General features: G+C 64.3%; 15 protein-coding genes, 1 tRNA gene and 1 pseudogene. 7 read left to right on the top strand and 10 right to left on the bottom strand.

Annotated features, from left to right (window positions below; translation table 11 throughout):
* Position 1 precedes the first annotated feature (1 nt).
* The 6 genes from BM222_RS13745 to BM222_RS13715 all read right to left on the bottom strand — a co-directional run bounded on the left by BM222_RS13745 (position 2) and on the right by BM222_RS13715 (position 4,814).
* Positions 2-964, bottom strand: coding sequence for an FkbM family methyltransferase (locus tag BM222_RS13745; RefSeq protein ID WP_177243200.1), 963 nt, complete (start codon positions 962-964; stop codon positions 2-4).
* Positions 964-2,160 carry an NADH-quinone oxidoreductase subunit D gene (locus BM222_RS13740; protein WP_092228775.1) on the bottom strand — a complete coding sequence of 399 codons (1,197 nt, stop codon included), beginning with the start codon at positions 2,158-2,160 and terminating at the stop codon, positions 964-966. Before BM222_RS13740 ends, BM222_RS13745 begins: the two co-directional genes overlap by 1 nt.
* A gap of 10 nt (positions 2,161-2,170) precedes the next feature.
* Positions 2,171-2,776 carry an NADH-quinone oxidoreductase subunit C gene (locus tag BM222_RS13735; protein WP_092228774.1) on the bottom strand — a complete coding sequence of 202 codons (606 nt, stop codon included), beginning with the start codon at positions 2,774-2,776 and terminating at the stop codon, positions 2,171-2,173.
* Positions 2,777-2,787: 11 nt separating this feature from the next.
* Positions 2,788-3,369 carry a NuoB/complex I 20 kDa subunit family protein gene (locus BM222_RS13730; protein ID WP_456705302.1) on the bottom strand — a complete coding sequence of 194 codons (582 nt, stop codon included), beginning with the start codon at positions 3,367-3,369 and terminating at the stop codon, positions 2,788-2,790.
* A complete protein-coding gene (locus BM222_RS13725) occupies positions 3,366-3,731 on the bottom strand; it encodes an NADH-quinone oxidoreductase subunit A (RefSeq protein WP_027550614.1) in 366 nt (121 codons plus the stop codon). The genes BM222_RS13730 and BM222_RS13725 overlap by 4 nt, the downstream gene beginning before the upstream one ends.
* Positions 3,732-4,298: 567 nt before the next feature.
* Positions 4,299-4,814 (bottom strand): MarR family winged helix-turn-helix transcriptional regulator, encoded by a 516-nt coding sequence (locus BM222_RS13715; protein WP_092228771.1) that lies wholly within the window; start codon positions 4,812-4,814, stop codon positions 4,299-4,301.
* Positions 4,815-4,993: 179 nt separating this feature from the next.
* Between BM222_RS13715 and BM222_RS13710 the strand changes: the two genes are divergently transcribed.
* Both BM222_RS13710 and BM222_RS13705 read left to right on the top strand, forming a co-directional pair.
* Positions 4,994-6,184 (top strand): aromatic ring-hydroxylating dioxygenase subunit alpha, encoded by a 1,191-nt coding sequence (locus tag BM222_RS13710; RefSeq protein ID WP_092228770.1) that lies wholly within the window; start codon positions 4,994-4,996, stop codon positions 6,182-6,184.
* A gap of 60 nt (positions 6,185-6,244) precedes the next feature.
* The gene (locus tag BM222_RS13705; protein WP_092228769.1) at positions 6,245-6,457 is read left to right on the top strand and encodes a hypothetical protein; all 213 of its coding nucleotides are present in this window, start codon (positions 6,245-6,247) and stop codon (positions 6,455-6,457) included.
* Here BM222_RS13705 and BM222_RS13700 read toward each other — a convergent pair.
* Positions 6,454-7,317, bottom strand: coding sequence for an alpha/beta fold hydrolase (locus BM222_RS13700; protein WP_092228768.1), 864 nt, complete (start codon positions 7,315-7,317; stop codon positions 6,454-6,456). The genes BM222_RS13705 and BM222_RS13700 overlap by 4 nt on opposite strands.
* Before the next feature lie 216 nt (positions 7,318-7,533).
* On the opposite strand from BM222_RS13700, the gene BM222_RS41030 reads away from it, so the two are divergent.
* A complete protein-coding gene (locus BM222_RS41030) occupies positions 7,534-7,737 on the top strand; it encodes a hypothetical protein (protein ID WP_092228767.1) in 204 nt (67 codons plus the stop codon).
* Between the two features lie 175 nt (positions 7,738-7,912).
* Here BM222_RS41030 and BM222_RS13690 read toward each other — a convergent pair.
* Positions 7,913-7,989 (bottom strand) — tRNA-Asp (locus tag BM222_RS13690).
* A gap of 237 nt (positions 7,990-8,226) precedes the next feature.
* On the opposite strand from BM222_RS13690, the gene BM222_RS39995 reads away from it, so the two are divergent.
* From BM222_RS39995 to BM222_RS13670, 4 genes and pseudogenes are all read left to right on the top strand, one after another.
* Complete coding sequence (locus tag BM222_RS39995; protein WP_177243199.1) at positions 8,227-8,541, top strand: HU family DNA-binding protein; 315 nt, start codon at positions 8,227-8,229, stop codon at positions 8,539-8,541.
* A gap of 107 nt (positions 8,542-8,648) precedes the next feature.
* On the top strand, positions 8,649-9,896 hold the full coding sequence (gene pepT / locus BM222_RS13680) for a peptidase T (protein ID WP_092228765.1): 1,248 nt from the start codon (positions 8,649-8,651) through the stop codon (positions 9,894-9,896).
* Between the two features lie 256 nt (positions 9,897-10,152).
* Positions 10,153-10,457, top strand: a pseudogene (locus tag BM222_RS13675) (efflux RND transporter permease subunit); the annotation flags it as partial.
* A 2-nt stretch (positions 10,458-10,459) separates the two neighbouring features.
* The gene (locus tag BM222_RS13670) at positions 10,460-11,437 is read left to right on the top strand and encodes a cation diffusion facilitator family transporter (RefSeq protein ID WP_177243198.1); all 978 of its coding nucleotides are present in this window, start codon (positions 10,460-10,462) and stop codon (positions 11,435-11,437) included.
* 55 nt (positions 11,438-11,492) lie between these two features.
* Here BM222_RS13670 and BM222_RS13665 read toward each other — a convergent pair whose 3' ends face one another.
* Complete coding sequence (locus BM222_RS13665) at positions 11,493-12,896, bottom strand: cytochrome P450 (RefSeq protein ID WP_092228764.1); 1,404 nt, start codon at positions 12,894-12,896, stop codon at positions 11,493-11,495.
* Positions 12,897-13,054: 158 nt separating this feature from the next.
* Positions 13,055-13,915, bottom strand: coding sequence for a class I SAM-dependent methyltransferase (locus BM222_RS13660; RefSeq protein WP_092228763.1), 861 nt, complete (start codon positions 13,913-13,915; stop codon positions 13,055-13,057).
* Positions 13,916-14,002: the final 87 nt, after the last annotated feature.

Raw genomic sequence — 14,002 nt, 5'->3', positions numbered from 1 at the left:
CTCACTGCATGCGGCGCGCGGTTTTCGCATTCAGGGCATTGATCCTGTCCTGCCAGAATGCGCTTGCGGTACCGAAAACGTTGTAGCCGACGTGGGTCGAGACCTTGATGCGGTCGAGGATCGACAGCTCGGTGACGGTCTCCAGCCGGTTGGTGCGCGGATCGAGCACGATCAGCTTCAGCGGCGTCTGCTCGAGAATGTAGCGCGACACGGCGTGAGAGCGGTCGCTGCCGTGCTCCTCGCACATGATGACGCTGTCGGTCTGCAGCAGCCGGGCGCCGCCCTTGATCGCGTCGATCTCGACGCCTTCGACATCGAGCTTGATCAGGTACTTGCCGGTGCTTGCGACCTTGCCGTCGTCGATCAGGTCGTCCAGCGCGAGCACAGGCACCTCTTCACCACCGGCCGACGCGGCGCCGGCGATGCTGAAGGCCTCGTGCTTGGTGCCGGACAGACGCGCGGTACCGCGCGAGGCACCGATCGCACACTTCATGGTCTCGAAGCGATTGCCGTTGACGCGGGCATTGTTGGCGAGCTTCGGATAGTTCTGGCCCGACGGCTCGATCGCGATCGCCTTGTGCGCGCCGAACGGCTCGCTCGACACCAGCACGGACCAGTAGCCGTAATTGGCGCCGCAATCGAGCAGCGTGTAGTCGACGTCGATGGAGTCGGTGAACAGCAGCTCCAGCTCGTCCTCGTAGCAATAGGACCGGTTGAGCAGCTTGCTCCAGTAACCGTCGCCATAAGGGAATTCGAACACGGCGTCCGGATTGAGCTTGATCGCGATGTTGCGCTCCGGCAGCGTTTTCCGCAGCAGATTGGCGCAGGCGATGTAGCCCATATGCGAGAAGTGCGAGGAGATCTTCGATCCCGTCACCAGCGCCAAGGCAGCCGTCCGCTCCCACAGGTTGGCCCCTTCGAGGGCCCCCGAGGCGCGGTCAAACTGGATTGGCGCCTGCGCCATCACCGGTCGACCTCTCCGAACACGATGTCGAGCGAACCGAGAATGGCGGAGACGTCGGCGAGCAGATGGCCGCGGCAGATGTGGTCCATCGCCTGGAGATGGGCAAAGCCCGGCGCGCGGATCTTGCACTTGTAGGGCTTGTTGGTGCCGTCGGAGATCAGATAGACGCCGAACTCGCCCTTGGGCGCCTCGACCGCGGCATAGACTTCGCCTTCCGGCACGTGAACGCCTTCGGTGTAGAGCTTGAAGTGGTGGATCAGCGCTTCCATCGAGCGCTTCATCTCGCCACGGCGAGGCGGCGCGACCTTGTTGTCTTCGACGACGACGGGGCCCTTGCCGTCAGGCGCGTTCAGCTTCTGGATGCACTGCTTCATGATGCGCACGGACTGGCGCATCTCTTCCATGCGGATCAGATAGCGATCGTAGCAGTCGCCGTTCTTGCCGATCGGAATGTCGAAATCCATCTCGGCGTAGCACTCATAGGGCTGCGACTTGCGCAGGTCCCAGGCCGCGCCCGAGCCGCGCACCATCACTCCGGAGAAACCCCACTCCCAGGCTTCCTTCAGCGGCACCACGCCGATATCGACGTTGCGCTGCTTGAAGATGCGGTTGGCGGTGAGCAGGCGATCGAGGTCGTCGACGACATTCAGGAATGGGTCGCACCAGGCCTCGATATCGTCGATCAGCTTCTGCGGCAGGTCCTGATGCACGCCGCCCACGCGGAAGTAAGCTGCATGCATACGGCTGCCCGAGGCGCGCTCGTAGAACACCATCAGCTTCTCGCGCTCTTCAAAACCCCACAGCGGCGGGGTCAGCGCGCCGACGTCCATCGCCTGCGTGGTGACGTTGAGAAGGTGCGAGAGAATGCGGCCGATCTCGCAATAGAGCACGCGGATCAACTGGCCGCGGCGCGGCACCTCGATGCCGAGCAGCTTCTCGGCGGCGAGGCAGAAGGCGTGCTCCTGGTTCATCGGCGCGACGTAGTCGAGCCGGTCGAAATAAGGGATCGCCTGCAAGTACGTCTTCTGCTCGATCAGCTTCTCGGTGCCACGATGCAGAAGCCCGATGTGCGGATCGACGCGCGCGACGACTTCGCCGTCAAGCTCCAGCACGAGGCGCAGCACGCCGTGCGCGGCCGGATGCTGCGGCCCGAAGTTGATGGTAAAATTGCGAAGGTTTTCAGGTTGCTCGTTCATGACGCGCTACTCACTGCTTCGCCTTCTCGTCACCGGGAAGCGGATAGTCCGCCCCTTCCCATGGCGAGAGGAAATCGAACTTGCGGAATTCCTGGTTGAGCCGGACCGGCTCGTACACCACGCGCTTCTCCTGGTCGTCATAGCGGACCTCGAGGAAGCCGGTCAGCGGGAAGTCCTTGCGCAGCGGATGCCCCTCGAAACCGTAATCGGTGAGGATGCGGCGCATGTCGGGATGACCGACGAAGAACACGCCGTAGAGGTCGTAGGCCTCGCGCTCGAACCAGTCGGCGCCGGGGAACACCTCGATCAGCGACGGCACCTGCGTGGTCTCGTCGGCCTGGGCCTTGAGACGGATGCGGGCGTTCAGGCTCGGTGACAGGAAGTGATAGATCACGTCGAAGCGCTTATCGCGCGACGGATAGTCGGCAGCCGTGATGTCGGTGAAATTCACGAAACGGCAGTTCGGATCGTCGCGGAGGTACTTGACCACCTCGACGATCTTGCTGACCTCGACATCAACCGTGAGCTGGTTGAAGGCCACCTGATAACCGGTGGCGGCGCCCGGAAGCGCGCTCACGATCGTCTGCCCCAGGGCGTCGAGCTTGGCGTCGTCCATGACGTAAAACCTTAGCGTTCGATGGTGCCGGTGCGGCGGATCTTCTTTTGCAGCAGCAGCACGCCGTAGAGCAGCGCTTCCGCCGTGGGCGGGCAGCCCGGCACGTAGATGTCGATCGGCACGATGCGGTCGCAGCCGCGCACGACCGAGTAGGAATAGTGATAATAGCCCCCGCCATTGGCGCAGGACCCCATCGAGATGACGTAGCGCGGCTCGGGCATCTGGTCGTAGACCTTGCGCAGCGCGGGCGCCATCTTGTTGGTGAGCGTGCCGGCGACGATCATCACGTCGGACTGGCGCGGCGAGGCACGCGGCGCGAAGCCGAAGCGCTCGACGTCGTAGCGCGGCATCGACACCTGCATCATCTCGACCGCGCAGCAGGCGAGACCGAAGGTCATCCACATCAGCGAGCCGGTCCGGGCCCAGGTGATGAGGTCGTCTGTCGCGGCCACGAAGAAGCCCTTGTCGGACAGCTCGTGATTGACCTCGAGGAAGAACGGATCATTGGCTCCGACCGGACGGCCGGTCGACGGATCCAGGATGCCCTTGGGGGCCGGCGCGACGACCGGACCGGCTGAAGGTGCAGGGTTCAATCCCATTCGAGTGCGCCTTTCTTCCATTCATAGGCGAAGCCCACCGTCAGCACGGCGAGGAACACCAGCATGGACCAGAAGCCCGTCGCGCCTAGCTTGCCGAACGCCACTGCCCACGGAAACAGGAACGCCACCTCGAGATCGAAGATGATGAAGAGGATGGCGACCAGGTAGAAGCGGACGTCGAACTTCATGCGGGCGTCGTCGAAGGCGTTGAAACCGCACTCGTACGCCGAAAGCTTTTCCGGGTCCGGCTGCTGGAACGCGACGATGAACGGAGCGATCAGCAGCACCAGGCCGATGAGGCCCGCTACCCCTATAAAGACGACGAGTGGAAGATAGTTCTGTAGAATGCCGCTCATTGACGAGCCCTTTTTCCCGCAGCCTCGGGACAGCCACGGATTCGTCCGATTTGGAATTATTCTGAGCCTTAGCGCAGTGCACCAATGGGCGCAAGACACGCTCTTTTCAGGCCCTTTGCTGCTCCCAGACCGGTGGGAATCCCGGAATCACCCCGCGGCTGGTATGGAGCAGATCGCCTGACGCGACAAGGGCGGCCCACCGTTTCCAGGGCAGCGGTACCGACATCGCCGCGCACCGACCGTATCAGCTATTGCTGGGGATCGTCGGTGAAAAGGGCCCAGTTTTTTTCGCTGCGGCGGCTCGCCCAGACCCCAGCCAGCGACCGCCCTGGGGCCCCGACTGTCACCCAAGCGACATACTGGCCGCTCCCAGCCCAGGGCAGCCGTAGCCAGGAGGCCCTTGATGGTCGCGGCGGCGAGCAGACGAGGCGCAGCAAAGACACGTATCCACAGCGCGCTCACAGGAGGAGCCATGCATCATGGCAGGACCGGGGCTCGTCTGGCGAATGCGTCGGCTTTGGCACGTAAGATGATTTCCGAAGATGCTTTCGGAAGACGTCCTGGCCATCAGCGCGAGATCTTCTCGGCTTCGAGCATGGCTTCTGCGGTCGCGGTGAGACGATCAATCTGTGCGAGCAAGACCTGCAACTCGTCCTTGCTCAATTGCTCGAGCAGCATCCGGTTGCGTTCCCGCGCGCCTTCGACGATCGCGTCATGCGCCGCGAGCCCGGCAGCCGTCAGCGACACCAGCACCTCACGGCTGTCCTTGGGATTTTCCGACTTCGCGATCAGCTTGCGCGAGACCAGTTCGGCCAGCGCGCGGCTGATCTGGCCTTTATCCTGGCCGACAGCCTCGGCGAGCCGAGCCACGCTCATCGGCGCTCGCCGGCCGAGGGAGGCGACCAAGCCGAACTCGACCGAGGACAATCCGGCAAGACGCTTGTAGCGAAGGATCGCACTGCGCTTGAGCAAATTGGCCAGCACCATCAGCCGCGACGACAGCATCACTGTGATCGGCGCCGGCGAATGATCGTCGTCCGTAGCGGACGACTCGCGCCCGTCCCTGCTCGATGTCTGGCTCATGGTCCACCTCTGCCAAGAAAGCCGACACGTGCCAAGTACCGGTAGCGCAACCGTCCCACGGTGATCGGAATGCGCCAACAGGCACCACGAAATGTCGTTGACATTGTCATCGAATTATCTTCATTAGGTCAACACACAAGAACGGTCTGGCCATCCAAACGCCTGCGGGAGGAACGAGCATGACGATCACCCAGCGGGATCGCGATCTCGGCACGGCTTATGCGATGAAGCCGGCGAACACGCGCACCGAGCTCACCTCCGTCGTGCGCGGCACGCCGATGGGCGAACTCCTCCGCCGCTACTGGCATCCGGTCGGCCTCACCGGTGACGCCACCGAGACGCCGAAGAAAGTGCGCGCGCTGGCTGAGGATCTGGTGCTGTTCCGCGACAAGCATGGCCGAGCCGGCCTGCTGCACGCCCGCTGCTGCCACCGCGGCACCACGCTTTATTATGGCAAGGTCGAGGAGGACGGCATCCGCTGCTGCTACCACGGCTGGAAGTTCGACACCGAAGGTCATTGCCTCGAGCAGCCGTGCGAGCCCGACGGCGGCCAGTTCAAGGACAAGGTGCGCCAGCCCTGGTATCCGGTCGAGGAACGCTACGGCCTGATCTTCGCCTATATGGGTCCGGCGGAGAAACGCCCGGTGCTGCCGCGCTACGAGTGCCTTGAAAACATGGACGACGGCGAATTCGTCGAGGCCGACGATTCCTCGATCGGCGGCGGCGGCCCGGCCGTCATCCCCTGCAACTGGCTGCAGCATTTCGAGAACGTGGTCGATCCCTATCACGTGCCCGTGCTGCATGGCTCGTTCTCGGGTCCGCAATTCACCGACATGATGGCCTCGATGCCGGAGGTGACGTTCGACAAGACGCCGCGCGGGATCGCCGTGCGCTCGATCCGCAAGCAGGACGGCGGCCGCGAGTTTTACCGCGTCACCGAAGCGGCGCTGCCCACCTTGCGCGTTGTGCCGAACCCGCGCGTGGCACAGTTCGCCCGGGTCGAGTCGATCGGCTGGACGCTGCCGATCGACGACACCTCGTTCCGCATCTACGTCGCCGGCCGCGTGAAGAATTCCGGCGACATCGGCCGCATGCGCTCGAAGTTCAACGGCAAGTTCTGGTGGGACATGACGGAGCAAGAGCACCAGAAATTCCCTGGAGATTACGAGGCCCAGGTCGGGCAAGGCGAGGTCACGGTGCATTCCGAGGAGCATCTCGGCCAGAGCGACCGCGGCATCTTGTTGATCCGACGCATGCTGACGGAGCAGCTGGAAGCGATGGAAGCAGGTCGCGATCCAATCGGCGTATCGTTCGACGCAAGCGCGCCGCCGGTGGAATTCGAAGCGGGGAACTACATCCGAGAAGGCTGATATGCCAGCTCCGAGTCCGGGCTCGACCAACGACGATAGCCGGGGCACGGCGCCTATTACGTGCTGGGCCTGCTCACCATCATCTACGGACTGAACTTCATCGACCGCACGATCTTCATCCTCGGCGGCTTCGTGGTGGCCAACATCCGCCGACGACCGCCGGCGATCACCTCAGGCCTCGCCGGCCCCGTCTCGTCGCGCTCACCGCGACCTGCTTCGGCCAGGGCGTCGGCGGTGCGGACCATCCGCGCCGGCATCAAGCGCGCCAGCTAAGGGCTCATGAAGGCGAGCATGTCCGCAATCAGCCGCTCGCCATGGGTCAGCGGCAGCGGATGCGGCCCGCCTTCGTAGACAACGAGCTTGCTGCCCTTGATCAGCTTTGCAGTCTTGGCCCCGGTCAGGGGCAACGGCGCGCTGGCGTCCTTGTCGCCGTGAAGGATCAATGTCGGGCAATCTATGCCTGCCGCAGCGGCGCGCACATCGGCGAAGGAGTTGGACTTGCGGCAGGCCAGCGCCACTGGCAGCGGCACGCGCAGCATCATTTCGCGGATCCAGGTCCGCGTGATCTCCGGCGTCTCGGGCAGGAAGAACGGCGCTTCATTCGCGGCGATCCATTTGGCGAAGTCGCGGGCGACGGCCGCGTTGTCGGCTTCGATCATCGCCTTCGGAACCGCATCCGGATTGTCCTCGGTCTGGACCAGGAACGGCGTCGTCGGCGCGACCAGCACCAGCCTTGCGATCCGGCCCGAGCCGTATCGTCCGAGATAGTTGACCGCCTCCACTGTCCCCATCGAGAAACCGACCAGGGTGACGTCGCGCAGATCGCGCGCCTCGATGATATCAGCGACGTCATCGGTCAGCGTCTCCAGGTCGTAGCCCGATGACGGCATCTCGGAGCGGCCGTGGCCGCGTCTGTCGGGCGCAATACAGCGGAAGCCTTTTGCGTCGAGGGCTGCAATGTGGCTGCCCCAGGTGCTGGAGTCGAATGTCCAGGCTGCCAGCAGCAGCACGGGCTTTCCGTTGCCCCAGTCCTGTACGAACAGCTTCGTGCCGTCCTTGGCGGTCACATAGGGTGACCGCGCAGCCGGCTGGGCGGTCTCGAGCAAGGAGGCTTGGATGGTTGGACGGTTCATGGTGCTTCTCCCTTGCCGCGTTGTTCGCGGCCGATGGAGGCGATCATGGACGATGGGATTGGGGCTGCGCGATTACGCGGCAGGTAAGACTGCGCAAGGTGAAGCGGCGAAATCGCGAGATGAAACCATTTTGCGGAACCCGCGAAACGATCCGGAAACAGATGCTCCCTAAGACATCGGCCTACAGACGGCGCCAAAGCCCGTCGGGAGGCTTCGATGAACCACTCAATTCACTCTGCAGATCGGGGTACCCACCTGAAGATCGTGGTGGTGGCGCTGGTGGCCGGCATCGCAGTGGCCGCCTTCGCGATTGCAGCCCGCACCAACGCCGATTACAGCCAGACCGCCCTGTCCACCCACGTGATCAAGGCGGGCAAGCCGGTGGCGATCACCAACTCCGGCACCTCTGCGATTCGCTAAGCGCGCGAAAAAGGTCCGGTTTGAGACGCATGGCCGCCTTCGGGTGGCCTTTTGCTTTTGGCATCGACCGAAGATCAACGCCCAAGACTTTGACGGAACGAGTAAATTCATCGCCCGACCGGCCAGGGTCGCCGCCGCAGCGTGGTGGAGATTCTGAAGGGGATGTTGCCAAAAATGGCGCGAGAGACGGGGCTCGAACCCGCGACCTCCGGCGTGACAGGCCGGCGCTCTAACCAACTGAGCTACTCCCGCGTGACGCGTATGTGTCCGCGCGGAACGAGGGGGGACTTAAAGGGGGGACATGGTGAAGTCAAGGACGTTGGCGTCCAAAGCCGGAATAGTCCCGTATCGCGCTGCCGGCTCGCAGGGAGCGGCTCCTCCGCGTCCCGCGACGTAGTCAGTCCGGTCCCGAATCGTCTACGCCTTTCTCAACTTGTGAGGTTCCACGGGTTCTTTCCCACGATCCGGCAAGAATCGAGGAGGCAGGACATGGCAATGAAGGATCCGGCTAAGAAGGCAGCTGCTCCGGCCACGATCACGCTCAAGCACCTGGCGGCCCACATCGCCGAAAGCCAGGACCTCTCGAAGAAGCGCGCCGAGGCGGTCCTGACCGACATGGTCGAGCTGATCACCAAGCACCTCAAGAAAGGCGACCGCGTCCGCATCGTCGGGCTTGGCATCCTCCAGGTCCGCAAGCGCGCTGCTCGCACCGGCCGCAATCCCGCGACCGGCGAGGCCATCCACATCAAGGCCAGCAAGAAGGTGGCGTTCCGACCGGTCAAGGAACTCAAAGAAGCAATTTAACCGGTCATTTTTCGTTAAGCCTGATCGGCGGCCGGTCCGGCCGCAACTGGCCCGCTTTTCTGATATAGTCCCCGTCTTCCCCAAGAGACCCGGCGGTTTGAACAGACATGTCCCTGACCTTCGCGCATACGGTGACCGAGCGCTTCCTGCGCTACGTCACCATCGACACCCAATCCGATCCGAATTCCCCGGCCTCCCCATCGACCGAGAAGCAGAAGGATCTCGGCCGTGTTCTCGTGGCCGAGTTGAAGGCCATGGGCGTCGCCGACGCCCATCTCGACGATTACGGCTATGTCTATGCGACCATCCCGGCCAATACGACCAAGAAGGTACCGGTGATCTGCTTCTGCTCACACATGGATACCTCGCCCGACGTCACCGGCAAGGACGTGAAGCCGCAGGTCGTGACGAACTATCGCGGCGGCGACATCACACTACCGGGCGATACCAGCCAGGTGATCCGGTTTGCGGAGCATCCCGCGCTGAAGAACCAGATCGGCAACGACATCATCACCACTGACGGAAAGACGCTGCTGGGTGCCGACAACAAGGCCGGCGTCGCCGAGATCATGGATGCCGCGCACTTCTTCATCAACAATCCCGATGTGAAGCACGGCACCATCAAGATCCTGTTCACGCCCGACGAGGAGATCGGCCGCGGCGTCGACAATGTCGACATCCAGAAGCTCGGTGCCGATTTCGGTTACACCATGGACGGCGAGAGCGCCGGCAGCGTCGAGGACGAGACGTTCTCGGCCGACGGTGCCACCATCATCATCAACGGCGTCAGCGCCCACCCCGGTTATGCCAAGGGCAAGATGGAGCACGCGATCAAGATCGCGGCCGCCATCGTCGAGCGTCTGCCGAAAGAAGGCTGCTCGCCCGAGACCACGTCGGGCAAGCAGGGCTTCCTGCACCCGGTCGGGATCGAGGGCGCGCTGGAGCAGGCGACCCTCTCCTTCATCGTGCGCGACTTCACCGAGGAAGGGCTGCAGGAGAAGGAGGTCCTGCTCGAGACCATCGTCAAGGACGTGATGAAGGACTATCCGCGCTCGACCTACAAGTTCGAGGTGCGGGAGCAGTACCGCAACATGAAGCAGGTGATCGACCGGCACCCGCACATCCTCGAATACGCCATCGAGGCGATCCGTCGTGCAGGCCTGCGTCCGATGCGGACCGCGATCCGCGGCGGCACCGACGGCTCGCGCCTCTCCTTCATGGGCCTGCCCTGCCCCAACATCTTTGCCGGCGAGCACGCGTTTCATTCGCGTCTGGAATGGGTCAGCCGGCAGGACATGGAGAAGGCGGTGCAGACCATCGTGCATCTCGCGATGATCTGGGAAGAGAAGGCGTAGGCCGCCTCGGCTCGTCCCGCCGCGCCCGCTTTTTTTTGGCGAACCGCGGGAACGAATCGAAGAGACGCGAATTATCCGGGCAAGTCCCAACGGATGAAGATTGTGAGCACAAGGCCTCAGCCGGTCAGCCCCGGCTGGGGCCTTTTCGTCTTTGCGGTGCGACATCGCGTTCCCCACACGTAACATTGTTGCGGGTCGACACTGTTCTGGCGGCCATGCTACCGCAGGCACATCAGGACCTGAGTGACTTCGTGACGAGCGGCTGCGCAGCGAGGGGCGATCCGTTGCCGAGGCCGTGCATGAGGGCGCGCTGACGCGGCTGCGCCCGGTGCTGATGACGGCCCTGGTCGCCTCGCTCGGCTTCGTGCCGATGGCGCTCGCGACGGGCCCCGCGGCGCCGAGGTGCAGCGGCCGCTTGCGACCGTCGTCATCGGCGGCATCATCTCCTCGACCGTGCTGACGGTGCTGGTGCTGCCGGCGCTCTATGTGTTGTTCCGGCGTGACCCAACGGGCGAAACGCCTAGAATGAGGCCTCATCTGGCTGAAGCTGAGGAGCGCTAGGTTTGGGCGGCCACGACCATCACGGTCATCACCAGCATGACCACAACCACGCGCATGATCATGATCACGACCACTCGCACGGCCTCGGTCACGCACATGTTCACGCGCCCGTCAATTTCGGCAAGGCGTTCGCGATCGGCATTACGCTCAACACCGCGCTGGTCGTTGCCGAAGCGATCTACGGCTATCTCGGCAACTCCACCGCCCTGCTCGCCGATGCCGGGCACAATCTATCAGACGTCCTCGGCCTGGTCGTGGCCTGGGGCGCCTCGATCGCGGCGAAGCGGGCGCCGAGCGGCCGCTTCACCTATGGCTTCCGTGCCTCCACGATACTGGCCGCGCTCGCCAATGCGGTGTTCCTGCTGACCGCAACCGGCGCGATCGGCTGGGAGGCGATCCTGCGGCTGCGCGAGCCGGAGCCGGTCGCGGGCGTCACCGTCATGGTGGTCGCCGGCATCGGTATCCTCATCAACGGGTCCACCGCGATGCTGTTTGCGAGCGGCCGCAAGGACGATATCAACATCGAGGGCGCCTACCTGCACATGGCGGCCGATGCCGCGGTCTCGCTCGGCGTCGTGGTCTCGGCGGCGCTGATCATCTGGACCGGCTGGCTCTGGCTCGATCCCCTCACCAGCCTCGTCATCTGCGCCAGCATTTTGTGGGGCACGACCAGCCTGCTCCGCGGCTCCATCGACATGTCGATGGCCGCAGCGCCCAAGGGCACGGACCTCGTTGCGATCAGGGCATTCCTGCTCGCGCGCCCGGGGGTGTCAGCGATCCACGATCTCCACGTCTGGCCGATCTCGACGACCGAGACGGCGCTGACATGTCATCTGGTGATGCCCGCGGGCACCGTCGACGCGTTCCTGATGGAAACCGCGGAGATGCTCAGGGCGTCGTTTCGCATCGGGCACACCACACTCCAGGTCGAAACGCATCCGGACAATGGCTGCGCGTTGGCACGGGATGACGTCGTTTAGGACTTGCACGTCCGTCTCCGTTGCGAGCGCGGCGAATGTCTTGAACGGCGACCGCCTAGCGATCGTACGCCGTGACGCGCATCGGCAGTCCGTAAGCCGGACGCAAGGTGATTTTCTGCGACGGCCAGACCCGGGCATCCGGCAGCAGCTCCATGTCGAAGCGATGTACCAGCGCGGCGAGCACGATCGTCGCTTCCTGCAATGCGAAAGCGGCGCCGATGCAGGTGCGCGGCCCGCTGCCAAACGGAAGGTACGCAAAACGCGGGATCGTGCCGCGGACATCGGGAAGAAACCGCGCCGGATCGAACATGTCCGGCCGCTGCCACAGCAGGCGGTGGCGGTGCAGCACGTAAGGGGCAATCACGATCAGCGCGCGCGGCTTGATCGCGACGCCCGCGAGCCTGTCGGGCCCCTGCGCCGTCCGGCTCAGCGCCGCGATCGGGGGATAGAGGCGCAACGCCTCCTCGACCACCGCACGGGTCACGACCAGCCGGTCGGCGAGACCCTCGACCGGCCCCGCAAGCTCGCGCCTCGCCTCCTCCCGCACCCGCGCGCGCCATTCCCGCGCTTGGCTCAGCAGGAACATCGACCAGGCGAGGGTGTTGGCCGTGGTTTCATGGCCGGCCGACAGGAAGGTCAGGACGTTCGACCTGACGTCCGCGAGCGACATTGCTTCCCCGGTCGCCGGATCGAGCGCGCGCAACAGCAGCGTCAGCAGATCGGGAGATCCCTCGTCCGCCGCAACGCCGGCCAATCTCCGTTGCCGTGTCGCGATAATCTGGTCGATGACCCCCTCGAAATAAGCCATCGTCCGGCGCAAGCGGCGACGCCCCAGCCGCGGGGCGGACTGAGGCAGGCCGAGCAGGTCGAACGCACCGATACGGCCGATCCCCGCGAAGTAGGCGCTCATGGCGGCGCGAAACTCATCGTAGTCGCCGCCGATGCCGTCCGAAAAAATGGTCAGGGCGAGCACATTCAGCGTGATCAGGGTCATCTCCGCCGCGACGTCGATGCTTGCCCGCGGTCCCAGGCTGTACCATCTCTGCGCCATCTGATCGGCCGCTTGCAGCATTGCGGAGGTGAAGGACGTCACCGTACGCTTCGCAAACAGCGGGGCCAGCGTCCGCCGCTGCACCTCCCAGCGCTCGCCCTCGACGCTCAACAGCCCATCGGCGAGACCGCTGGCGAGAATGCGGCGCTGGATCGGGTCCTTGCGGTAGTTGCCGGCATTGTCGACCAGCACGTGCTTGATGGCCGCCGGGTCGTGGACGAGGATCGCGTCGGTGAATGGCAGCCTGACCCTCGCGATCGGTTCGCGAAAGAATTCGGCGCTCCAGCACTCCAGCGGATTGCGTTTCAGCGTGGCAAGCAGCTTGAACAGCCCAAGCCGCTGGTCCGGCGGACGCGGTGCCGGGGGGCAAAAACTCTCTGAAAGATCAACCTCACGCAAATGCAGCATCGAACGCGCAATCAAACTCGCAGAACAATACCAGACAAGACAGCAGTGTCGCCGGAGTTCCCTGCCCCGTCCAGCGCGTTGTTCAGGGCGCGGCTACTTCTCCGTGGTTAATGAGGATTAGAACCGCCTCGCCGGAAATGGCGACGTAGCCGCCGCGCTTACGCCGCCTTCGCCGTGACGATCCAGATCGCGCCCGGCAGCGCCACGCTCTGCCCTTGCAGAAACGGCGCGAGCGTTTCGCGGATCGAGGCCTTGGCAGCCGTGACCGTCTCCGGCGGATGGCCCTGCAGTGCGCGGCTGGCGGGGCCGATCTGGAGCGAGCCGTCGACGGCCGCATCGAGGCCACCGCCGATGGCGATGTCCATCGGCAGATCATGCGGCTCCATCGCCATGTCGGCGAAGCCTGCCCCCTCGAGGATCCGCTTCACGCGTTCCTCGGACGCAAACGCGAATGGGCCCGGCTCCTCCGGTCCGACCGGCGGCATCTTCGGCACGTGTTTGTAGACCGCCATCAGCGGCGCCATCATCCACGGATTTTGCTTCGGCTCGCGCCAGCAGACGAACGCGAGCCGCCCGGATGGCTTCAGCGCGCGACGAAGGTTGGTGAAGGATGCGATGGGATCGGCGAAGAACATCACGCCAAAGCGCGAGGCCAGCAGATCAAAGCTGGCAGGCTCGAACGGATGCACCGTCGCGTCCGCCAGCACGAAATCGAGCGGCAGGCCCTTGGGCGCGAATGCGCGCGCCTGCGACAGCATCGGACCGGAGACATCGAGGCCGAGCGCAAAGCCAGCCGGCGCCACCGCCTTCGCGAATGCGAAAGTCGTCCCTCCCGAGCCGCAGCCGACGTCGAGTACGCGCTCGCCCGGCTTCGGCCTGGCGCGGTCGATCAGCACGTCGGCAATGGGCCCAAGCAGGGCTTCCTGCGCGCTGTGGCGGTCGGCCCAGCGCTGCCCGCTCGGGCCGTTCCAATAGGCGATCTGATCGGCGTTCTGCTCGTGTCCGCTGGGCTGTTGCATGCAGGCCTCTTTCTCTCGATATCGCCCGCTTTCGCTCGCTTCGCGCCACGATGGGTGAGGCTGGCCTGCCAAGCCGAAGCTCGCGAA

The sequence above is a fragment of the Bradyrhizobium sp. Gha genome (assembly GCF_900113735.1).
In the GTDB taxonomy this organism is placed as follows: domain Bacteria; phylum Pseudomonadota; class Alphaproteobacteria; order Rhizobiales; family Xanthobacteraceae; genus Bradyrhizobium.
Note: the sequence above shows the minus strand (reverse complement) of the source record. Positions and strands in the feature narration are given on the sequence as shown.